Origin of the sequence: Kitasatospora aureofaciens (genome assembly GCF_001188955.3) — a bacterium.
Taxonomy (GTDB): Bacteria; Actinomycetota; Actinomycetes; order Streptomycetales; family Streptomycetaceae; genus Kitasatospora; species Kitasatospora aureofaciens.
In genome coordinates, this window is sequence record NZ_JPRF03000023.1 from 55,757 (window position 1) to 77,308 (window position 21,552).

Below are 21,552 nucleotides of genomic sequence, written 5' to 3' on the forward strand. Positions count from 1 at the left end.
GTTCGTGGGGCCGGGGACGTGCAGAAGGAATGATGGTCATGAATGCGAGTTCCTCTCCCCCGGTCCGGCGGTCGCGGACGGTGTGCCTGGCCGCTGTCGCCGTTGCCGCAGCGCTCGCACTGCTCGGCGCCTGCGGTGGGTCGTCACACCCCAGGTCTTCCGGCGCGCTGAGTCCGGCACCCGGCCAGACCCTGCCGGGATTTCCCGGCGCCTCCGGAACGAACGGTACGGTTACGGCCAGCCCGCCATCAGGCACATCCTTGACTTCGCCCAGCGGCCAGCCGTCCGCTCCAGTGGGCGCCAACGCGGTGACGATCAAGAACTTCGCGTTCGCCCCGGCCACGCTGACGGTCAAGGCTGGCACGAAGGTGACCTGGAGCAACACCGACCCCGACGCTCACACCGTCACCAGCAAGCAAGGATCGGGCGGGCCGCTGCAGTCGACAGCGCTGGCCACCAATGACGCCTACAGCTACACGTTCACCCAACCCGGCAGCTACGCCTACTACTGCACCATCCACCCGTTCATGACCGCCACCGTGGTGGTGACCGCATGACCGAGGACACCCGCGACTCCAACGGCGACGGCGAGCACGGCATGACCCGCCGCCAGCTCATGCGGCACTCTGCCTGGTTCGGTGGCGCCGTGGTCCTGACAGTCGTCGCAGGGGAGGTGATCAGTCACATCCCTGGTTCGGCGAGTGCGGCCCCGGCAAGCAGCGCGGACCTGCGGTTCGTGCAGGTCTCCGACAGCCACATCGGCTTCCAGGGCCCGGCCAACATGGACGTCACCGGGACGTTCGCCGACGCGATCAACCAGGTCAATTCGCTGGGTTTCAGGCCGGACTTCGTGATGCACAGCGGTGACCTGACGCATCTTTCCACCCCCGACGAGTTCGACCAGGTCAAGCAGATGATGTCGCAGCTGGACACGGACCGGGTGTTCACCGTGCCGGGCGAGCACGACTCGATCGGGGACAACGGACCACGCGCGTACCGGCAAGCCTTCGGCAGTAACACCGTCGGCGACGGCTGGTACAGCTTCGACACCCACGGCGTGCACTTCATCGCGCTGGTCAACACACTTCACCTGGAGCAACTCGGCCACCTGGGCAACGATCAGATCGACTTCGTGCGCAGGGACATCGCCGGCCTGTCGTCGGACACCCCCATCGTCATCTTCAGTCACATCCCGTTGTTCGCCATGTACCCGGCGTGGGGGTGGGGCACCGACGACGCGGTGCAGTTGCTCTCGATGTTCCGGCGCTTCTCCTCGGTCACCTGCCTCAACGGGCACGTCCACCAGCTGTTCAGCAAGACCGAGGGCAACATCACCTTCCACTCGGCCCGCCCCACCTGCTATCCGTTCCCCAAACCCGGCCAAGGCCCCGCCCCACTGCCACAGGTGCTGCCCGCCGGACGCCTCAAGGACGCACTCGGCATCCGCACCGTCAACTACTGGCAGGGCAACCACGCACTGGCCGTCAAGGACACGAAACTCGCATGAACACCCGGATCCTGCCCGCCCTCGCCCCGCGCCTGGTACTCGCCGCCACACTCGCGGCAAGCGGATACATCCACGCCCAGCTCTACATCAACGGATACCGCTTCGTCCACATCATCGGCTCGCTGTTCCTGCTGCAGGCCAGCACCGCCTTCGCGGTGGCCGCACTCCTTCTGCTGGCGGCACCCCCACCCCTGCGAATCGCCGCCACGACGATCGCCATCTGCACGCTCGCCGCTTTCGTCGCATCCCGCACCACCGGACTGTTCGGATTCTCCGAGAACGGCCTGCAACCCGCCCCACAGGCCCTGCTCAGCCTCATCGCCGAGACGCTCACCCTGCTGATCCTCGTGGCCTGGAAGGCAACCGAGGTCGCGGCGGCAAAATCGGGAGTCGGGGTGGCCGAGTACGTGACCGGCCTCGCTCACCCCGCAGAACACCGACGGCTCTACGACGTCCTGTGGCTCCTCCTGCCCGTGGCGGTGGTGGTCGGCCTCTTCTGGTTCGGCCGGGCACACACACCCAACTACGAGACCAGCCTCTTCGGGAACCGCGGCAGCGACGCACAACTGCTGAAAGCCCAAATGGGCTCCGCACTCATGGGCCTGGCGCTGATCCAGCTCTTCCTCGCCCTATGGATCTACGGCCGTCTGCCCGCACTGCGAGCCGCACCGCACCGGGTCCACACGACGCACCGCCTCATCGGCCTGACCGCCTTCCTCCTCTCCCTGCCCATCGCCCGGCACTGCATCACCGCCTACGGCGTCCAATTCACCCCCACCCGCGTGGCGCTGCACTCGCTCACCGGCTGCTTCCTCTACGGGGCCTTCGTCGCCAAGGTCATCGTGGTCCGCCACCGCCGCTGGCCCGGCTGGGCACTCCCCCTGGCCGGCGGCACCCTCGTCACCGCGATCGCCCTGATCTGGTACGCCGCCCCACTCTGGTACCTGAACGGACTCCAGGCACCCGGCCTGTGAGCAGCACGCGGGCGCCTCTCCCGACGGCCAACATCGCGTTCCCGCGCGGCGTGGCCCTGCTCATCCCCGGCCTGCTGACCCGTGCGGGGTACTTCGGCAAGAAGGTGGAGCGGGCGGCTGAGCATGCCGAGCGCTGATCGGACAATGCTCCCGTCACCGTGGCACACAGCCAAAGGCCCGACTTCGGAGCGCCACACCGTCGGGAGATGCGGAATCCGCCGCACCGACGGACGTCCAGGCGCCCCGAAGGCCCGGACGGCTCGGCGCTCTCCGGGTCCGTCAAGCGCTGTCCCCGGCCCGTGGGGGCGGCACCGAACGGGGCGTTCCAGCAGTCACCCGTCGCCGAGAAGCTCCGCTACGGCCGGACGGCAGGAGACGGCCCCAGAGCCCGGCTGGGCCACAGCACCGCCCGGCCGGGCCCTGGGGCCGACAGCGAGGTGCTCGGCGCACGTCCGCGACGAGGAGGAGGACCCCTTCCCTCCGAGGCCTGCTCATCCGATCAGCCCGTCGGGCCAAAGCTCGCGCCCACCCGCCCCACCCGAACGCACGCAGACAACAAGCTGCTCGCCACCGGTACCGGCTCCGCGCCCCGCCGGTAGGACGATGGTCAAGTAACTGAATGAGCCCGGTGATGCGGGGCAGGCGTTGCGGACCGAGGCCAAATGCCGATGATCCCTGGAGGCGTGAATGATGCCCGTATCCATGGTCCTGCTGGTGGTCCCCATCGCGCTCGCGATGGTCCTGATGGCGACCGCTCCCTCGTCCGCCCGTCGCGGTCGCCGATTGCGAGCCGCCATAGTCCGGCCCGACCAGGTCCGCGGGCCGCGCCACGCCCGGACCTCGCGCTGAGACGGAATCGGGGTGCCGGTGCGCGGGCGGATGGGCGGAGCCGAGCGCCGTGTCTGCCGGGCGGCGCTCGGTAGGCGCCGCGTGCAACCAGCCGGGAATCGGGTTCTTCGGTGGGCGCCACCGTCGCCGCCGGTGCCCGTCGCGTGCTGGATCGCACAGATGCGCCGCGGTCTGCGCGCCGGCCCCGGAGTTGTCGGTTGCGGCCCCCGGAGCGCGGCCCGGTCACACTCGGGCTTCGCCGACCACGGGGCTGGGCGGTCGCTTCGACGCGGTGTGGGTCTTCACCTGGGCATCGGGCGGCGGCACGATCTCTGGCCAGAACCCACAGATGCTGTTGGCCGGCGGCCTTCTGACCGCGCTCGCCTGGTCGACGGCGGCGTGTGTCCGACTGATCGGGTAAGCGCTGAGGCAGGATGTCGGGCAACGATTCTCTGGGGGCCTTGCGCAGTGACCATGACCATGAGTGTGCTGCTGGTGTCGGTGGGGCTGGCGGTGCTCCTGGCCCTGCACCCGCCTGGGCGGACGTGCGTGTGGCGTCTGTCTGGCGGCCGGACTGCGACTGGGAGCCCGCGGGTGGAAGCGGCGGGCCGGCGGTGAGCGCCGGTCCCGGTCTGCCGGGGGCCCTGGCGCATCTCGAGCCGTTGCTGGACCGGGGAGGATACGCCGCCCTGACGCTGCTGGTGGGCCTGGACAACGTACTCGTGCCGGTCCCCGGGCAGACGGTGCTGATTGTGGCCGCGGTGTATGCGGGCAGCGGCCGGATGAACGTGGTCCTCGTCGCGCTGGTCGCCTGGGCAGCCGCCACCGCGGGCGCTGAGGGAGCCTACGTGCTGGGCCGCCACCAGGGCAGTGCGCTGATCGAGCGCTACGGGCGCTACGTGGGCCTCACCACGCGGCGATACGAGCGGGCGGAGGACTTCTACCGTCGTCGGGGCCTGCCGATCGTCTTCGCCGCCCGGTTCGTCGACGTGCTGCGCCAGACCAACGGTCTGCTCGCCGGCGCCAATCGCCTGCCCCACACCCGGTTCTGCGTCGCCAACGCGGTGGGCGCTGCCGTGTGGACCGCAGTGTGGGCCGGGCTCGGCTACGGCGCCGGGACCGATATCGGCCCGCTCTATCACCAGGCCGTGCGTTACCAGCTCCTGCTCCTGCCCGTCGCCGCGCTGCTCGTCCTAGGACTTGGTGTCCACGCACTGTGGCGACGACGTCGGCGGCGGGCGGACGACGACCCCGCGACCTCACGGCGCCCTGAACACCGGGTGGGCAGCTGACGCCGGCAGTCGCCCCCGCGGTGGGCACCACCGTGACCTGAGTACCGGCTGCGGGACTGGCCGGTGCGGCCGACCGCGGCCACCTTGCCTCCCCGGGGTGCTTTGTGTGCCGGTCGGGCATGGGCGGGCGGTCGAGCGGTTATACGCCCCCCATGACTGAGAGCCAACCCGTGGATTCCGCGGTGACAGTGGGAGTGCGGAAGGCCGCCGAGGTGGAGCGGGCCTGTGCCGAACTGGAGGCGGGCGCGGGGGGGCCCAACCATCAGACGCAGTGGTCCAGGGGGGCCCTGGCCGGTTACCTGTGGGCGTTGGGCCGCGGCGACGGCGCTCCGGTCACCGGGGTGCGGACCGAGGGCCTGCCCGGCAACGACGTGTTGACCGCGGAGGTGGACGCGGCGAACGTGGCCCTGGAGAACCAGGTGGAACGTACCGTGCCCCGTGATTACAGCCAGGGCGTCCACGACGCGCTGGCCTGGGTGTGCGGCCACACTGACAGCCGGCCCTGACTCAGGACTTCCCCTCCCGGAAGGCAACCTTGGGCCGGCGGCACGGGAAGGGACGCCGGCTGCCGCACCAGGAGCGTTGTTGCTCAGCCGTTCGCGCTGCTCGCTTGCTGTCCAGGCGTGTTCAGTGGGAGTGCCTGCGCCTGAGCGCGCGCCGCACCCTGAGAACCGGCCCCACCCAGGGCACGAAGCGCAGCAGGCTTCCAGCAACCCAGCCGACAGAGCGATGGTGCTCGGGCGCGTGGGCAGGATGGCGAACATGACCCCACGGCATCGCAGAATCCTCTCCTCTTCACACAGTTTGGGTACTGGACGGCTAGCGTCTGCCCTGTGAGCGGTGATCCGGGCGCCGAGCCGGTACTCGCCGAGGGCTTCGCTTCGCCTGGTGGATGGCCGCCCGTTTGCGGCGCGGTCGCAGAGCCGTCTCGGCGACGGGTGCGGCCGCTTCGCCGCGGCCGCCGCACTGACCGACCCGCGCGCGACGATTCGGACCCCACCGCCCGCGAAGTCGCCCGCCCCGCGACCGAGCTCAGTGAGCGCGTACCCGTCGGCGCGGCCGGTTCTCCTGCCCGGCGGGCGGTCAAGTGGCAGTCCGGAGGTCGGAGCGCAGCCTCGCCAGAGCATCGGGCAGGAGGCGTTCGGCGGTATCCAGGGCCCAGGGGCTCACCGCGGCAACGGTGATGGCTGCACCGACGCCGGTCCAGGCGACCGGTCCCAGTGGGGTGCAGCCGAAGAAGTGACTGAGCAGCGGAGTCTGGACGATACCCACGAGGACGGCCGCAGAGCCTAGGGTCGTGGCCAAGACCAACGGGCTGTGTTCTCTGCCCGCGAGGGTTTGGGGGAGTGGGGCGCCGACCACTCCGCACAGGGCCATGGTGCCGGTGCGTCGTGCGCTGCCGGGGGTGAGGGAGCCGATGAGCCATGCGGTGGTCGCGCCGAGGCCGGTGATCACGCCCCGTTGGCGGATCTGGCGGGTCAGGGGGGATCCGCCGTCGGGCCGGGCGCCCGCCAGCGTCACTGGCTCTAGCAGGTTCGGAGAGGGCCAGGAGGACAGGCGAAAGAAGCAGAGCCGCCGTACGCCCTGCCTGAACTCGCCTGCGCGGGGTACTCGCCCCCACATCGGGTGGTCGGGCACAGGCGTGGAAGTCCCGCCGCCAGGAATTCACAGGGACAGGAGGGGAGTGCCGTGTCGCGCATGCAGCCGCACCATGCCAGCTCCGCCCCGAGCGCGGACCACCTGGGCCAGGAGCCGGTGGGCGAGCTGGTACAGCAAGCCTCGCAGCAGCTCACCGAGCTGGTGCGAGGCGAACTGCGCCTGGCGCAGGCGGAGATGAAGGAAAAGGGCAAACTCTACGGCAAGGGCGGCGGCCTGTTCGGCGGCGCCGGCGTGGTCGGCTTCCTGATGGCCCAGGCGCTGGTCGCCACCGTGATCGCCGCACTGGCGGTGGCGCTGCCGGTATGGGCGGCTGGGCTGGTCGTCACAGCGGCGCTGGCTGTGATAGCGGCGCTGATGGCCGTGAGTGGAAAGAAGCAGGTCGACCAGGCCGGGCCGCCCACGCCCAAGCAGACCGTCGAGAACGTGAAGGCCGACGTGGCCGAGATCAAGGAGAGTGCACACCGATGACCCAGCCGCCTCACGACGAACCCATCGCCTCCAGCGTCGAGGAACTGCGCGAACAGGCCGAGCGGACCCGGGCAGAGCTCGGAGAGACGGTCCAGGCGCTCGCGGCGAAGACCGATGTCAAAGCGCGCGCCCAGGAGAAGGCCGCCGAGGTCAAGGAGCAGGCTGCGGCGAAAGCCGGCGAGCTGAGGGAGCAGGCCGCACTCAAGGCGGGGGAACTGAAGGCAACGGTCGCCGACCTGGCGCACCAGGCGCAGGACCGGCTGCCCGATCCGGTCAGGGACAAGGCCGCCCAGGCCGCCGGGCAGGCCCGGGCCAAGGCCGCCGAGGTCGGTCATCTGTGGGAGGAGAAGGCGCCCGAGCCGGTGCGGGAGAAGACCGCGCGGGGGGCGCAGCTGGCGCGGGACAACCGCACGGTGTTGGTGGCGGCAGCAGGAGTGGCCGTCCTGGTGTGGCTGGCCTGCCGCCGCCGGAAGGGGTGAGCCGGGTGAAGGCATCGAAGATCGCCTACAGGCCGGTCGGTCTCGCGCTCGGCGCCGTCAGTGGCCTGGCTGCGGGAGCGCTGTTCAAGCAGGCGTGGAAGGTGCTCGGTCACGACGAGGACGCTCCGGACGCCACCGACGAAGATCGTTCCTGGCCCGAGGTGCTGCTCGCAGCCACGCTCCAGGGCGCGATCTTCGCCGTGGTCAAGGCGGCCGTCGACCGCGCCGGAGCCACCGCTGTGCGTCGCTTGACCGGAACCTGGCCCGGCTGACGCGGATTAGGAGTCGGGAGCCGAGCACGGTTTACCGCACCGCCTCCATGTCCGCCTGCCGGGGTAGCCGACTAACGGCGGCCACGAGCTGCTGAAGAACCACACTGTCCTCGACCGACCGATGCTGTCCGGAGGGCGGCTCAGGAAGGAGATCCACCTCCGGGTGCGAACGGTACCGGTCGGCCGCCGTCGAAGTCGTCGACGGCGGCCCAGGCCGGACTCCGGCGGGTGGGTGCGGCGGTGGGTCAGCCGACCTGGTGCAGGGCGGCGGCCTCCGTGCGGTGGCTGAGGTGGCTGGTGAGGTCGACGACGCCGTCCACGCTTCGGCACAGGCGCTCGACCACCGGTGCCTGGCCATGGTGGTCGAGCGTGCCGGTGAGGGTGACACGGCCGTTGTGGACCTGTACGTCGAGCGCATCCGGGTCGATGCCGAGGACGCGGCGCAGGACCTCGGCCCGGATCTCCTCGCGGATCGCCGTGTCGTGCCGGAGGAACACGCGGAGCAGGTCGCTGCGGCTGACGATGCCCACCAGGCGGCCGGCCTCGTCGACGACGGGCAGGCGCTTGACGCGCTCGCTCTGCATCAGGCGGGCCGCTTCGACGACCGTCCACTCCGGGCGCGCGCACACGGCCGGGGCGGTCATCAGGCCCACGGCGGTGGTGGCCCGGCTGCGGGCGCGCTCGCGGGGCGGTAGGTCCGGGGTGAGGAGCAGTCCGGCGGGGTCTTCCCGGGCGGCCTCGTTGAGCAGCAGGTCGGCCTCGGAGACCAGGCCGAGCGGCCGGTCTTCCTGGTCGAGGACAGGCACGGCGGTGATGTCGTGCTCGGCGAGCAGCCGGGCGATCTCTTTGAACCCGGTGTCAGGCCGTACGTGCACGACGGCCGACGTCATCAGTTCTCCCACGATCCGGTGTCGCATGGTCGGTTCGCTCCTGTTCGATCGGCGGCACGGCCGCGCGTCTGGGTGCTGGGTGTGCGGGTCACTGCGTGTGCGGCGGGCTGGGTGTGCGGGTGTGGGCCGGCGGGCCGGTGCGCCGGCCGGGTCAGTCGTTCCGGTGGCGAACCACTACGACCGGGCAGGGCGCGTGCTGGACGCAGTGCTGGCCGACCGAGCCGAGCAGGGCTCCGGCGAAGCCTCCGTGTCCCCTGCTGCCGACGACCAGGAGTTCTGCGCCGTGGGCCGCCTCCAGCAGGCACGCCGCGGCGCCGCCCTCCTGCACCCGGGCCTTGATCTCGACGGCAGCGTCGCGGTCGGTCGCCTCCGTGACGCTGTCGTCGAGGATCTTCCGTGCGATGCCCGGAAGGTCCTCGTAGGCCTCGATCGGCACCGTCCACCCGGTGGCCACCGGGTGTTGCCACGCGATCAGGGCCTCCACCACGGCGCCCTGCATGCCGGCCTGGCCGATGGCCCAGCGGAGTGCGTCGACCGATGCCGGCGATCCGTCGACACCGACCACGATCCGCTGCTGCCGCATTCCATCCTGCTCACTCACTGGCCTTCTCCTTCTGTGTTCTCTGTTGGTCTCAACCATCGGCGTCGCAGCGGATGTTGCGAAGGACCGAACGGGTCCCGAAGGGCGGGACCTTCAGCCCGACCGTTGCCCGGTACAGGGATGCGGATTCCCTTGCCGAAGGCAATGCCGTGCGGTGCGCTCTCGGGGCTGCTGGTCCCGCCTGGACCGCACGAGCGGCCGGGGCCTGCGCCGGGATCCGCGTCCTGCCCTCAGCGCCCCTTCCTCGGCACGACGATCAGCAGGCACTCCGTGTGCTCGACACCAGCCGCAGCGCCAGGGCCCGGCCGGTGCGGGCGGCCTCGTCCGCCGCCCAGGTGACGGCTCCGAGGCCGGCCGCGGAGCGACCGACGCCGATGACCACGGGCCCGGGCACGGGCACGACGGCCCGAAAGTCCCGGTCCGCCGGTCCCGCGCACCCGGGATGCCACCGGGACCGTCGTTCCGCCACCGGTGACCAACGGCCCAACGACCCACCAGCCGGCCCGGCAGCAGGCTGTCGCCACACCCCCGATCGATGGACTCGATCGCCCTGCACCAACCGCCGGGATCGCCGGTCATCCAGCCGATGACGATTCGCCGCAGTAGTTGAGGAGACATCCGATGCCCAAGGCTCACCTGGTCGGCGGCGGCATAGCCGCCCTGTCCGCAGCAGCGTTCCTCATCCGGGACACGGGTTTCGCCGGCGGCGACATCCACCTCTATGAGGGCCAGGACGAGGTCGGCGGCAGCCTCGACGCGGGCGGCACGCCCGAGACGGGGTACACGATGCGCGGCGGCCGGATGTTCGAGGCGCAGTTCCGTTGCACGTACGACCTGTTGTCCGGGATCCCGTCGCTGGACGACCCGTCGAAGTCGGCCACCCAGGACATCTTCGACTCACACGAGGAGTCCCCCTGGGACGACCCCGCGCGGCTGGTGCGGGCGGGTGGCGAGATCTGCGACGGACACGCCATGGGCTTCTCCGAACGCCACCGGCTCGAACTGGTCAAGTGCCTGGCCACGCCCGAGCGGCTGTTGGACGGCAAGCGCATCACGGACTGCTTCGACGAGGACTTCTTCACCACCGACTTCTGGTACATGTGGTGCACCACCTTCGCGTTCGAACCCTGGCACAGTGCCATCGAGTTCCGGCGCTACCTCAAGCGGTTCGTCCACCTCTTCCCGGAGTTCGAGACGATGTCCGGGATCTACCGGACCCGCTACAACCAGTACGACTCGATCGTCCGACCGCTCACCGCCTGGCTCCTGGAGCAGGGCGTCCACCTCCACACCGGCCGCCGGGTCGCGGACCTGGCCTTCCGGCACGGGCCCGGCACGAACGTCGAGCGCATCCACTTCACCGGCAAGCACACCGACCTCCCAGTCGCCGAGGACGACCTCGTGTTCGTCACCAACGGATCGATGACCGCCGACTCCGTCCTCGGCTCCCACACCGCCCCGCCGGCGAACCCGAACACCTCCCTCAGCCCCGACTCCTTCCTGCTGTGGCACCGGATCGCGCGCGGCCGCGACGACTTCGGCAACCCCGCCGTCTTCGACCGCCACCCGGACGAATCCACCTGGGAGTCCTTCACCGTCACCGCCAAGGGCCCCGCTTTCCTCGACTGGATGGAGAAGTTCACCGGCCGCCCGACCGGCCGCGGCGGCCTGCTCACCCTCACCGACTCCCCGTGGCTGCTCACCGTCGTCGTCAACCGCCAGCCGGTCTACCAGCAGCAGCCCGAAGGCGTCTCCGTGTGGTGGGGCTACGGCCTCTTCCCCGACAAGCCCGGCACCTTCGTCAAGAAGCCGATGCGGGAGTGCAGCGGCGCGGAGATCCTCCACGAGGTCCTCCAGCACCTGGCCGTGGACCCCGACATCGCCGACCGGATCGTCGGGACCTCGACCGTCGTCCCCTGCCTGATGCCGTACATCACCAGCCAGTTCCTGACGCGCAGCCACGGCGACCGGCCGCAGGTGGTCCCGAGGGGCTCCACCAACCTCGCCTTCATCGGCCAGTACGCCGAGGTCCCCGACGACGTCGTCTTCACCGTCGAGTACTCCGTGCGGACCGCCTGGACCGCCGTCACGCAACTGCTCGACCTCGACCGGCAGCCCCCGGCCGTCTACAAGGGCCACCACGACCCGCACCTCCTGGCCCAGGCGCTGCACACCATGCACCGGAAGTAGCCCGACCGGCTCGCCCCGGGGAGGCGGGCACCGCCCGCCTCCCCGCTGCATGAGCCGGCGCGTCCTTCCCTCAGGAGGCAAGGAGGCGCCGGCTCATGCAGCTCCCGGTGCAGCACCCCTGCTTTCCGACACCGAGCCTGCCACGGCCTGGAGGCCCCGTCGGCCCGCGGCACGTGCCCGTCACGGCACCTCGGCCCCGGAGCACACCAGAACGAGGCTTCCCGTCGGGGGGCCTCGTTCTCTCGCGATGCGTCGGTGTCCGCATCCGCGTCCGATCAGGGCCGTCAGACGGTGCGCAGGCCGTGGGCCTCGAACACGGCACGCGCCTGCGCCGTCTGGTCGCCGGTGGGCACCGGGGCGTCCGCCAGCGTGCAGTCCAGGCCCAGCGCGCGCCACTTCGCCACGCCGAGCTTGTGGAACGGAAGGACGTCGACCCGGGTGACGTTGCCCAGCGAGGCGGCGAATGCGGCGACCCCCTCGACGTTCTCGACGGCGTCCGTCAGTCCGGGGACGAGGACGAAGCGGACCCAGACCTCCTTGCCGAGGTCGGCCAGGCGGCGGGCGAAGTCCAGGGTGGGGGCGAGCCGCTGCCCGGTCAGGTGCCGGTAGAGGGCGCGGTCCCAGGACTTGATGTCGATCAGGACGAGGTCGGTGTCGGCGAGCAGCGCGTCGGTGGCGCGGGTGCCCAGGAAGCCGGAGGTGTCCAGCGCGGTGTGTAGCCCGAGGTCGTGCTTGAAGCGGTGCAGCAACTCGCCGGTGAAGACCGGCTGGAGCAACGGCTCACCACCGCTGACGGTGGCGCCGCCGCCCGAAGCGCGGATGAACTCGACGCACTTGGCCGCCTCGCTGACGATCTCGTCCGCGCGGATGCGTCGCCCGTCCCGCAGGTGCCAGGTGTCGGGGTTGTGGCAGTACAGGCAGCGCAGCGGGCAGCCGGCCAGGAAGGCGACGAAGCGGGTGCCGGGGCCGTCGACGCCGGTGGACAGGTCCCAGGAGTGGAACATTCCGCCGGCCGGGCGCCTGGTGACGGCGGCGGCCGGTGTCGCGGCCGACGCGGATCGACTCGGCAGGTGGACGGGCAGGATGGGGTCGGGCATGGGAATCTCCCGGTCATGCGCGGTGCCGGCGCCCTGGTCGGGGATGCGCCGGCACCGCGAGCGGGGGGGTGGGCCTGCAGCGAGGGCTACAGGGCGTCGTGGAAGGTGCGGCCGATCACGTCGAGTTGCTGTTCGTGGGTGAGCCGGACGAAGTTGACCGCGTAGCCGCTGACCCGGATGGTGAGCTGCGGGTACTTCTCCGGGTGGTCCATGGCGTCCAGCAGGGTGTCGCGGTCCAGGACGTTGACGTTCATGTGGAAGCCGCGGCAGGTGGTGTACCCGTCCAGCACGCCGACCAGATTGCGCACCCGTTCCTCGGGGGTGCGGCCGAGCGCGTCCGGGGTGACGGTGTTGGTGAGCGAGATGCCGTCTTCGGCGTGCTCGTACGGCAGCTTCGCGACGGACAGCGCGCTGGCCAGGTAGCCGTGGGCGTCGCGCCCGTTCATCGGGTTGGCGCCGGGGGAGAACGGCTCGCCGGCCCGCCGTCCGTCCGGGGTGTTGCCGGTCTTCTTGCCGTAGACGACGTTGGAGGTGATGGTCAGGACGGACTGGGTGTGCTCGGCGCCCCGGTAGGTGGGGTGCTTGCGCACCTTCGCCATGAAGTCCTCGACCAGTCGGACGGCGATCGAGTCCGCCCGGTCGTCGTTGTTGCCGTACGCCGGGTACTCCCCGTCGACCAGGTAGTCGGTGACCAGCCCGGTCTCGTTCCGCACGGGCCGGACCCTCGCGTACTTGATGGCCGACAGCGAGTCGGCGGCCACAGCGAGCCCGGCGATGCCGCAGGCCATGGTGCGCCGCACGGCTCGGTCGTGGAGGGCCATTTCGAGGCGCTCGTAGGCGTACTTGTCGTGCATGTAGTGGATCACGTCGAGGGCGTGGACGTACGTCTCGGCGAGCCACTCCATCTGCTCGTCGAAGCGGGCCAGCACCTCCTCGTAGTCGAGGACGGCCCCGCCGACCGGTGTGGTGGCCGGGCCGACCTGGGCGCCGGACTTCTCGTCGCGGCCTCCGTTGATCGCGTAGAGCAGGGTCTTGGCGAGGTTGACCCGGGCGCCGAAGAACTGCATCTGCTTGCCGACCTCCATCGCGGAGACGCAGCAGGCGATCGCGGTGTCGTCGCCGAAGCGCGGGCGCATCAGCTCGTCGGACTCGTACTGGACGGAGGAGGTGTCGATGGACACCTTCGCGCAGAACTCCTTGAATCCCCCGGGGAGTTGTGGCGACCAGAAGACGGTCATGTTCGGCTCGGGGGCCGGTCCCAGGTTGTAGAGGGTCTGCAGGTAGCGGAAGGAGGTCCGGGTGACGAGGGTGCGGCCGTCGGTGCCCATGCCGCCGATCGACTCGGTCACCCAGGTCGGGTCCCCGGAGAACAGCTCGTCGTACTCGGGGGTGCGCAGGAAGCGGACGATCCGCAGCTTGATGATGAAGTCGTCGATCAGTTCCTGCGTCTGGCGTTCGGTCAGCAGGCCTGCTTCCAGGTCGCGCTGGAGGTAGACGTCGAGGAAGGTGGAGGTGCGGCCGAGCGACATGGCCGCGCCGTTCTGCTCCTTCACCGCGGCCAGGTAGGCGAAGTAGAGCCATTGGATCGCCTCCCGGCCGGTGCGCGCCGGGCCGGAGATGTCGTGACCGTACCCGGCGGCCATCTCCTTGAGTTCGCCCAGTGCCCGGATCTGCTCGGCGAGTTCCTCGCGTTCGCGGATCGTCTCCTCCAGTCGGGCGGGGTCGGTGGGCGGCGCGTCCAGTTCGGCCTTCTCGGCGCGCTTGGCCTCGACCAGCCGGTCCACGCCGTAGAGGGCGACGCGGCGGTAGTCGCCGATGATCCGGCCACGGCCGTAGGCGTCCGGCAGGCCGGTGATGACGCCGGCTTTGCGGGCGGCGAGGATCTCGGGGGTGTAGGCGTCGAAGACCCCGTCGTTGTGGGTCTTGCGGTAACGGGTGAAGACCTGCTCCAGCTGCGGGTCGACCGGGTAGCCGTAGGTGCGCAGTGCGCCCGCGACCATCCGCCAGCCGCCGTAGGGCATGATCGCGCGCTTGAGCGGGGCGTCGGTCTGCAGGCCGACGATCAGCTCCTTCTCCCGGTCGATCCAGCCGGGGGCGTGCGCGGTGATGCCGGCCGGGACGTCGTAGGCGACGTCGTACACGCCCTTGGCACGTTCCTCGGGGAAGCGGTCGGTGATCTGCCGCCACACCTCGGCGGTGCGCTCGGTCGGGCCGGCCAGGAAGGCGGCGTCGCCCTCGTACGGGGTGTAGTTGTGCTGGATGAAATCACGGACGTCGATCGTGTTGCACCACAGGCCGCCCTTGAAGCCGTCCCAGGCCGTCCGGGTGGTCGCGTCCGTCTGCTGGACAGTCATTTCTGCTCCCGCTTCGATTCCCTCGTCACCATGGTGGTTGGTCGACGGCCCCGGCCCTTGTCCGGAAAGTCCCCGCTGGCCTGGGCCATTGGTCCCTTTCAGACGTGGTCGCCGTAGTAGGCCTGGCGCATCAGGCGCTGCAGGTCGGCGAGCATCGGCATCCGGGGGTTGGCGGGAGCGCACTGGTCCTCGTAGGCGTTCATCGCCTGCTGGGGCACGGCGGCGAGGAAGGCCGCCTCGTCCACGCCCGCCGCCTTGAAGGAGCGCGGGATACCGACCTTGTCGCGCAGTTCCTCGACCGCCGCCGCGAGGGACTCGACGCCCTGCTCCGGGGTCGCGGCCGGCAGGCCGAGCATCCGGGCGATGGCCTGGTAGCGCTCCGGAGCCACGTAGCTCTGGTACTTGGGCCAGCCGGTGACCTTCGCCGGGGCGGAGCCGTTCCAGCGGATCACGTGCGGCAGCAGCAGGGCGTTGGTGCGGCCGTGGGCGATGTGGAAGGTGGCGCCGAGGGTGTGCGCCATGGCGTGGACCGCACCCAGGAAGGCGGAGCCGAAGGCCATTCCGGCGATCGTCCCGGCGTTGTGCATCTTCTCCCTGGCCACCGGGTCGTCCGGGCCGTTCACCACCGCCCGCTCCAGGTTCTCGAAGATGAGCCGGATGCCCTGGAGCGCCAGGCCGTCGGTGAAGTCGTTGGCGTAGACGGACACGTAGGTCTCGATGCAGTGGGTGAGCGCGTCGAAGCCGGTGTCCGCGGTGACGTGCTTCGGCAGGCCGGTGGTGAGCGCCGGGTCCACGATGGCGACGCTCGGGGTGAGCGCGTAGTCGGCGAGCGGGTACTTCTGGCCGGTGGCGGTGTCGGTGATCACCGCGAAGGGGGTGACCTCGCTGCCGGTGCCCGAGGTGGTCGGGATGCAGACGAGCTTCGCCTTCGCGCCGAGGTCGGGGAAGGTGAAGGCGCGCTTGCGGATGTCGAAGAACTTCTCCTTCAGGTCCGCGAACTCCACCTCCGGGTGCTCGTACATCAGCCACATCACCTTGGCCGCGTCCATCGGCGAGCCGCCGCCGAGCGCGACGATGGTGTCCGGCTCGAACTCCCGCATCAGCGCGGCGCCCTTGCGCACGGTGTCGATGCTCGGATTGGGCTCGACGTCGTCCACCACCCGCACCTCGACCGGCTCGCGGCGGCGGTCGAGCACGCCCCGGATCCGCCCCAGGTGGCCGATCTCCACCATGGTCCGGTCGGTGACGACGACGATCCGGTGGGCGTTCGGCATGCTCGCCAGGTACTTGACCGAGTTGCGCTCGAAGTAGATCTTCGGCGGGACCTTGAACCACTGCATGTTGGTGTTGCGCCGCCCGATCCGCTTGATGTTGACGAGGTTCAGCGCCGAGACGTTCCCGGACACCGAGTTGTGCCCGTAGCTGCCGCAGCCGAGGGTCAGCGAGGGGGTGAAGGCGTTGTAGACGTCGCCGATGCCGCCCTGCGAGCTGGGCGCGTTCCAGATGATCCGGCAGGCCTTGACCGCGTGCCCGAACTCCTCCACGAACGCGGCGTCCTCGGTGTGCACCGCCGCCGAGTGCCCGAGGCCGTCGAACTCCACCATCGCGGTGGCCAGTCCGACGCCCTCCCGGCGCGAACGGGCGGTGAGGACGGCGAGCACCGGGCAGAGCTTCTCCCGGGTCAGCGGCTCGGCCGGCCCGACCCGCTCGCAGTCGGCCAGGATCACCGAGGTGTCGGCCGGCACCTTGAAGCCCGCCGCCTCGGCCACCTGCGCGGCCGAACGGCCCACCGCCGCCGAGTTCAGCCGGCCGCCGGCGCAGCCGGTGCCGTCGCCGGTCCCGAACAGGTAGCGCTCCAGCAGCGCCTTCTCCTCGGCGCTCGCGTGGTGCGCCTTGAGCTTGCAGAACTCGGCGAGCGCGGCGTCGCGGATCTCCGCGTCCAGGACGACGGCCTGTTCGGAGGCGCAGATCATGCCGTTGTCGAAGGACTTCGACAGCACGATGTCGTTCACCGCCTGCTTCAGGTCCGCGCTCTGCTCCACGTACGCAGGGACGTTGCCCGCACCGACTCCTAGGGCCGGCTTGCCGCAGGAGTACGCGGCGCGCACCATCGCGTTGCCGCCGGTGGCCAGGATCGTCGCCACGTCCGGGTGGTTCATCAACGCGCCGGTGGCCGCCATCGACGGCTCCTCGATCCACTGGATGCAGTGCTCCGGGGCCCCCGCCACAACCGCCGCGTCCCGCACGATCCGGGCGGCCTCGGCGGAGCAGCGCTGGGCCGAGGGGTGGAAGGCGAAGACGATCGGGTTGCGGGTCTTGAGGGCCAGCAGGCACTTGAAGATGGTCGTCGAGGTCGGGTTGGTCACCGGGGTGATGCCCGCGACTACGCCGACCGGCTCGGCGATCTCCACGATTCCGTCGATGTCGTCGCGGTGCACCACCCCGACCGTCTTGGTCCCGGCCATCACGTGGGTGACGTTCTCGCAGGCGAAGACGTTCTTGACCGCCTTGTCCTCGAACACCCCGCGCCCGGTCTCCTCCACCGCCCGCACCGCGAGCGCGGTGTGCCGTTCCAGCGCGGCCAGCGACGCCTTCTTGACGATGTGGTCGACCTGTTCCTGGGTGAAGGGGGCGTACTCCTGAAGGGAGGTCAGCGCGTTGGCGACCAGTGTGCCGACGGCGTCGTCGGGGCCTGCCGCCCTGTCCGGGAGTGGTGCCGGGGCGGGAGAGGTCTGTTCCTCGGTCTGCGGGCGACGCGGCATGGCTGGAACACCTTTCGGTTCGTCATCGGAGTTGCGCGCTCGCGGGTCCCGCTCGCGCCTCCACCGTCAGCCTGCCTCGGCACCCTCCGCCTGGGGCCCGGCCAATGGGGCACACCCGAAGGCCGAAGGTCCCTCACCCGCGGACCACCGGTCCCGGTCCGCGCGCCGGAACGCCGGTGGCCGTGGTGCCGACCCGTTCGTCGGTACCACGGCCACCTCGGTGCGGACGGATCAGTCGTGCGGGACGACCGCGACCGGGCTGTGTGCGTGGTGCAGGACGGTATGCGCTACACCGCCCAACCAGGGTGCGGCCGAGTGCAGCCCGGACGTCCGGCGGCCCACCACCGTCAACGAGGCTCCCCGCGACGCCTCCACCAGCGCCCGACCGGCCGGCCAGGCCGTCACCTCGGCCTCGACGCGTACCTGGGGGAACTTCTCACGCCAGGGCGCGAGTGTGTCCTGGAGACGCACCAGCTCCGCCGCCGCCAGGGAGTCCCTGATCTCAGGCTGCCCCACCGACGCCTCCGTCAGGTAGGGCCCGGCGGGAAGCGTGCGGCTCTCCAGCGCCCGAAGCGTCGCGGCCCGCGCGGCGGCCTGTTCGAAGGCGAAGGCGAGTACCTCGCCGCTGGGCAGGGCGCTGTCCAGCCCGACCACCACATCACCGGAGTCGGCCGCCGGTCCGTCCGCCCTGGCTCGCACCAGAACCACGGGGCAGTGGGCACGCGCCGCCGTGCGCAGCGCGATCGAGCCGACCAGCAGGCCGGTGAGCCCGCCCGATCCGCGTGAGCCGACGACCAGCAGGCCGTCCCGCCCGCTGGCGGCGACCAGCGCGTAGGCCGGATTGCCGGGGACGTGCCGACAGGTGACCTCCAGGCCCGGCAGCACGCGCGTGATGTGGTCCCGCACAGCGAGCACCGGCTGCGGAAGGAACTCACCGCCGCCGTCGGCCTCCGTGGGTGTGAACTCCTCTGCCGCCCCGGCGTGGATCATCCACAGCGGCCGGCCACTGCGGTGGGCCTGCCGAGCGGCCCACTCGGCCGCGGCCTTGCTCGGTTCCGATCCGTCGACTCCGACCACTATGGCGTGCGACATGATGACGCTCCTCCCTCATTCGACGGTCGCGGCGCAACTGCACGCGACCTGACGTTCTGACTCCAGGGCCGCCTCGGCGGGTCGGCGGGCGTCCAGCCCGACCACGACCTGCTCACGCGGTTCCGGGCCCGGCGGGTCCGCGGGGAGCACCACGGTCGGGCAGCCGGCCCGGGCGGCCAGGTGCGGGGCAGTGGACCCGATACGCAAGCCGGGGAAGCCGCCGGCTCCGCGGGCGGCGACGACGAGCAGTTCGGCGTCCTCCCCGGAGGCCAGCAGCGCCGCGGTGGCGATGTCGTGGACCTCGTCGGTGCGAGTCTCCAGCTGCGGATAGCGCACCGCCAGGATGTGGCGGACCTCGTGCAACAGGGCGCCCGGGTCGGGTCGCCGCCCTGCGAACCTCCCGGGGAGCAGATGAGGCATCAGCGGCAGCGCGTGCAGGACGCGCAGCGGGCAGCCGCGCAGCAGCGCCTCGCGGCGGCCCAGTCGGCGGCGGCCAGGCCGGCTTCGGAACCGTTCCGCCGGTGACGGGTAGCTCCATGGTGCTGTTCTCCTGACGGTCGGCCCCCCTGGTTTCGGGTCAGCCCTGCCAGGTCCAGTCGGTGACCTCGGGCAGGTCGGTGCCGTGCTCGCGGATCCAGTCGTGGTGGCGGGTGCGCCGGTCGGCCATCTCCTGGCGCACGGCGGCGGCGCGCACCGCGAGGCCGGGGACGCGGTCGATGACGTCCATGACGAGGCGGTAGCGGTCCACGTCGTTGCGGACCACCATGTCGAACGGCGTGGTGGTGGTGCCGGACTCCTTGTAGCCGCGCACGTGCAGCTGCGGGTGGACGGCACGGCGGTAGGCCAGGCGGTGGATCAGCCACGGGTAGCCGTGGTACGCAAAGATCACCGGCCGGTCGTGGGTGAACAGGGCGTCGAACTCGGCGTCGGGCATCCCGTGCGGGTGTTCCTCCGCGGGCATCAGCCGGGCCAGGTCGACCACGTTGACCACCCGGACGCGGAGGTCGGGCAGGTGCCGGCGGAGCAGATCGGCGGCCGCGAGGACCTCCTGGGTGGGCACGTCCCCGGCGCAGGCCAGGACGACGTCGGGCTCCCGGCTGCTGTCGTCGGTGCCGGCCCATTCCCAGATCCCGGCGCCCCGGGCGCAGTGGGCGCGGGCCTGGTCGAGGGTGAGCCAGTCGAAGCAGGGCTGCTTGCCGGCGACCACGACGTTCACGTAGTCGCGGCTGCGCAGTACGTGGTCGGCGGTGGCGAGCAGGGTGTTGGCGTCCGGTGGGAAGTAGACCCGCACGGCTTCGGGGCTCTTGTTGAGGACGTGGTCGACGAAGCCGGGGTCCTGGTGGGAGAAGCCGTTGTGGTCCTGGCGCCAGACGTGCGAGGTGAGTAGGTAGTTGAGCGAGGCGATGGGTGCGCGCCAGGGCAGCGCGCGGGTGGTGCGCAGCCACTTGATGTGCTGGTTGACCATGGAGTCGACGATGTGGACGAAGGCCTCGTAGCAGGAGAAGAGGCCGTGTCGGCCGGTGAGGAGGTAGCCCTCCAGCCAGCCCTGGCAGGTGTGTTCGGAGAGGATCTCCATCACCCGGCCGTCGTGGGCGAGGTGTTCGTCGACGGGCAGGGTGTCGGCCTGCCAGGCCTTGCCGGTGGCGGTGTAGACGGCCTGGAGGCGGTTGGAGGCGGTCTCGTCCGGGCCGACCAGGCGGAAGTCACGGCGCTCGGCGGTGTCCGCCATCACCCGGGCCAGCAGGTCGCCCAGGACCCGGGTGGGCTCGTGCAGCGTCGCACCGGGCTTGTCCACGGGTACGGCGTAGCGCTCCAGCGGCGGCATCGGCAGGTCTCGCAGCAGCAGGCCTCCGTTGGCGTGCGGGTTCGCGCCGAGACGGCGGGTGCCTTCGGGGACGCGGTCGAGGACCCGCGCCGCCGGGCGGCCGTGGTCGTCGAACAGTTCCTCCGGCCGGTAGGAGCGCAACCAGTCCTCCAGCTGCCGGAGGTGCGAAGGGTTGTCGCGGACCTGGTCGAGGGGTACCTGGTGGGCGCGCCAGGTGCCTTCCACCGGCAGGCCGTCCACCTCGGCCGGGCCGGTCCAGCCCTTGGGCGTGCGCAGGACGATGAGCGGCCAGTGCGGTCGGCGGGTGCCGCCGTCGGCGCGGGCTTCCTGCTGGATGGCGGTGATCCGGTCCAGGGCGGTGTCCATGGCCCCGGCCATGGCATGGTGAACCGTCAGTGGGTCGTTGCCGCCGACGTACAGCGGGTCGTGGCCGTAGCCGCGCAGCAAGGCGTCGAGCTCCCCTTCGGGCAGGCGGGCGAGCACGGTCGGGTTGGCGATCTTGTAGCCGTTGAGGTGCAGGATCGGCAGGACGGCGCCGTCGTGGACGGGGTCGAGGAACTTGTTGCCGTGCCAGGAGGCCGCCAGTGGGCCGGTCTCGGCCTCTCCGTCGCCGATCACGCAGGCGACCAGCAACCCGGGGTTGTCGAAGGCGGCGCCGTAGGCGTGCGAGAGCGCGTAGCCGAGTTCGCCGCCCTCGTGGATCGAACCCGGTGTCTCAGGGGCGACGTGGCTGGGCACACCGCCGGGGAAGGAGAACCGGCGGAACAGCCGGGCCATGCCGGCCTCGTCGCGGGTGACGTCCGGGTAGGTGTCTGTGTAGCTGCCGTCCAGCCAGGAGTTCGCGAGGACGGCGGGCCCGCCGTGACCGGGGCCCCAGACGCAGACGGCGTCGAGGTCCCGTGCGCTGATCACACGGTTGAGGTGGGTGTGGACAAGGTTGAGGCCGGGCGAGGTGCCCCAGTGGCCCAGCAACCGGGGTTTGATGTGCTCTGGGCGCAGCGGCTCGCGCAGCAGCGGGTTCGCCATCAGGTAGATCTGGCCCGCCGCGAGGTAGTTGGCGGCCCGCCAGTGGGTGTCGAGCGCCCGGATCTCCTCGTCGGACGGTCCACCGGGAGCCGAACTGGGGGTGACGGACATGGCTGTGGTCTCCTCGGAGTCTGCCGGCTTCACCGACCGTTACGGGCGGTCGGCACTCATCGTCGCCCCGCGGCCAGAGCTTCCGCAGGGCCGAACGGGCCACATTCCGCGAGGGAGAACGGGCC

Annotated in this window: 19 protein-coding genes and 1 pseudogene; 10 read left to right on the forward strand and 10 right to left on the reverse strand. The window is 70.9% G+C overall.

Going from position 1 to position 21,552, the window contains the following annotated elements:
- Positions 1-260: 260 nt before the first annotated feature.
- The 6 genes from HS99_RS46725 (at position 261) to HS99_RS16315 (ending at position 5,107) form a co-directional block, all read left to right on the forward strand.
- Positions 261-557 (forward strand): cupredoxin domain-containing protein, encoded by a 297-nt coding sequence (locus HS99_RS46725; RefSeq protein ID WP_030284671.1) that lies wholly within the window; start codon positions 261-263, stop codon positions 555-557.
- Positions 554-1,507, forward strand: coding sequence for a metallophosphoesterase family protein (locus HS99_RS16300; RefSeq protein WP_030552975.1), 954 nt, complete (start codon positions 554-556; stop codon positions 1,505-1,507). Before HS99_RS46725 ends, HS99_RS16300 begins: the two co-directional genes overlap by 4 nt.
- On the forward strand, positions 1,504-2,481 hold the full coding sequence (locus tag HS99_RS46730) for a DUF6529 family protein (protein ID WP_223885869.1): 978 nt from the start codon (positions 1,504-1,506) through the stop codon (positions 2,479-2,481). The genes HS99_RS16300 and HS99_RS46730 overlap by 4 nt, the downstream gene beginning before the upstream one ends.
- On the forward strand, positions 2,478-2,618 hold the full coding sequence (locus HS99_RS44955; RefSeq protein ID WP_157881881.1) for a hypothetical protein: 141 nt from the start codon (positions 2,478-2,480) through the stop codon (positions 2,616-2,618). The genes HS99_RS46730 and HS99_RS44955 overlap by 4 nt, the downstream gene beginning before the upstream one ends.
- 1,305 nt (positions 2,619-3,923) lie before the next feature.
- Complete coding sequence (locus HS99_RS16310) at positions 3,924-4,601, forward strand: DedA family protein (protein WP_046386102.1); 678 nt, start codon at positions 3,924-3,926, stop codon at positions 4,599-4,601.
- A gap of 182 nt (positions 4,602-4,783) precedes the next feature.
- The gene (locus HS99_RS16315; RefSeq protein ID WP_141763738.1) at positions 4,784-5,107 is read left to right on the forward strand and encodes a hypothetical protein; all 324 of its coding nucleotides are present in this window, start codon (positions 4,784-4,786) and stop codon (positions 5,105-5,107) included.
- 577 nt (positions 5,108-5,684) lie between these two features.
- On the opposite strand, the pseudogene HS99_RS16320 reads toward HS99_RS16315, so the two are convergent.
- Positions 5,685-6,092, reverse strand: a pseudogene (locus HS99_RS16320) (cation transporting ATPase C-terminal domain-containing protein); the annotation flags it as partial.
- Positions 6,093-6,299: 207 nt separating this feature from the next.
- On the opposite strand from HS99_RS16320, the gene HS99_RS16325 reads away from it, so the two are divergent.
- The 3 genes from HS99_RS16325 to HS99_RS16335 are packed head-to-tail and all read left to right on the forward strand — an operon-like array spanning position 6,300 to position 7,479.
- Positions 6,300-6,728, forward strand: a complete 429-nt coding sequence (locus HS99_RS16325; protein ID WP_191898830.1) for a phage holin family protein — start codon at positions 6,300-6,302, stop codon at positions 6,726-6,728.
- Positions 6,725-7,207 carry a DUF3618 domain-containing protein gene (locus HS99_RS16330; RefSeq protein ID WP_046386103.1) on the forward strand — a complete coding sequence of 161 codons (483 nt, stop codon included), beginning with the start codon at positions 6,725-6,727 and terminating at the stop codon, positions 7,205-7,207. Before HS99_RS16325 ends, HS99_RS16330 begins: the two co-directional genes overlap by 4 nt.
- A 5-nt stretch (positions 7,208-7,212) precedes the next feature.
- A complete protein-coding gene (locus tag HS99_RS16335; protein ID WP_030284659.1) occupies positions 7,213-7,479 on the forward strand; it encodes a DUF4235 domain-containing protein in 267 nt (88 codons plus the stop codon).
- 245 nt (positions 7,480-7,724) lie between these two features.
- Here HS99_RS16335 and HS99_RS16340 read toward each other — a convergent pair whose 3' ends face one another.
- From HS99_RS16340 to HS99_RS44960, 3 genes are all read right to left on the reverse strand, one after another.
- On the reverse strand, positions 7,725-8,396 hold the full coding sequence (locus HS99_RS16340) for a CBS domain-containing protein (protein ID WP_030552986.1): 672 nt from the start codon (positions 8,394-8,396) through the stop codon (positions 7,725-7,727).
- Positions 8,397-8,520: 124 nt separating this feature from the next.
- Positions 8,521-8,952 (reverse strand): universal stress protein, encoded by a 432-nt coding sequence (locus HS99_RS16345; protein WP_030284654.1) that lies wholly within the window; start codon positions 8,950-8,952, stop codon positions 8,521-8,523.
- Positions 8,953-9,226: 274 nt separating this feature from the next.
- Positions 9,227-9,364, reverse strand: a complete 138-nt coding sequence (locus HS99_RS44960; protein WP_157881820.1) for a hypothetical protein — start codon at positions 9,362-9,364, stop codon at positions 9,227-9,229.
- Between the two features lie 227 nt (positions 9,365-9,591).
- Between HS99_RS44960 and HS99_RS16350 the strand changes: the two genes are divergently transcribed.
- A complete protein-coding gene (locus HS99_RS16350) occupies positions 9,592-11,160 on the forward strand; it encodes an oleate hydratase (protein WP_030552988.1) in 1,569 nt (522 codons plus the stop codon).
- Positions 11,161-11,444: 284 nt separating this feature from the next.
- On the opposite strand, the gene pflA is transcribed toward HS99_RS16350, so the two are convergent.
- From pflA to HS99_RS16385, 6 genes are all read right to left on the reverse strand, one after another.
- Positions 11,445-12,257: a pyruvate formate-lyase-activating protein gene (gene pflA, locus HS99_RS16355; protein WP_046386104.1), complete on the reverse strand. Its 813-nt coding sequence runs from the start codon at positions 12,255-12,257 to the stop codon at positions 11,445-11,447.
- 86 nt (positions 12,258-12,343) lie between these two features.
- On the reverse strand, positions 12,344-14,611 hold the full coding sequence (pflB, locus tag HS99_RS16360; RefSeq protein WP_030552992.1) for a formate C-acetyltransferase: 2,268 nt from the start codon (positions 14,609-14,611) through the stop codon (positions 12,344-12,346).
- 98 nt (positions 14,612-14,709) lie between these two features.
- Positions 14,710-17,373, reverse strand: a complete 2,664-nt coding sequence (gene adhE, locus HS99_RS16365) for a bifunctional acetaldehyde-CoA/alcohol dehydrogenase (RefSeq protein WP_046386105.1) — start codon at positions 17,371-17,373, stop codon at positions 14,710-14,712.
- Between the two features lie 231 nt (positions 17,374-17,604).
- Positions 17,605-18,465 (reverse strand): universal stress protein, encoded by an 861-nt coding sequence (locus HS99_RS16370; protein ID WP_030284643.1) that lies wholly within the window; start codon positions 18,463-18,465, stop codon positions 17,605-17,607.
- A 15-nt stretch (positions 18,466-18,480) separates the two neighbouring features.
- The gene (locus tag HS99_RS44965; RefSeq protein WP_267885543.1) at positions 18,481-18,948 is read right to left on the reverse strand and encodes a universal stress protein; all 468 of its coding nucleotides are present in this window, start codon (positions 18,946-18,948) and stop codon (positions 18,481-18,483) included.
- A 94-nt stretch (positions 18,949-19,042) separates the two neighbouring features.
- Complete coding sequence (locus HS99_RS16385) at positions 19,043-21,427, reverse strand: phosphoketolase family protein (protein WP_030552996.1); 2,385 nt, start codon at positions 21,425-21,427, stop codon at positions 19,043-19,045.
- Between the last annotated feature and the right edge of the window lie 125 nt (positions 21,428-21,552).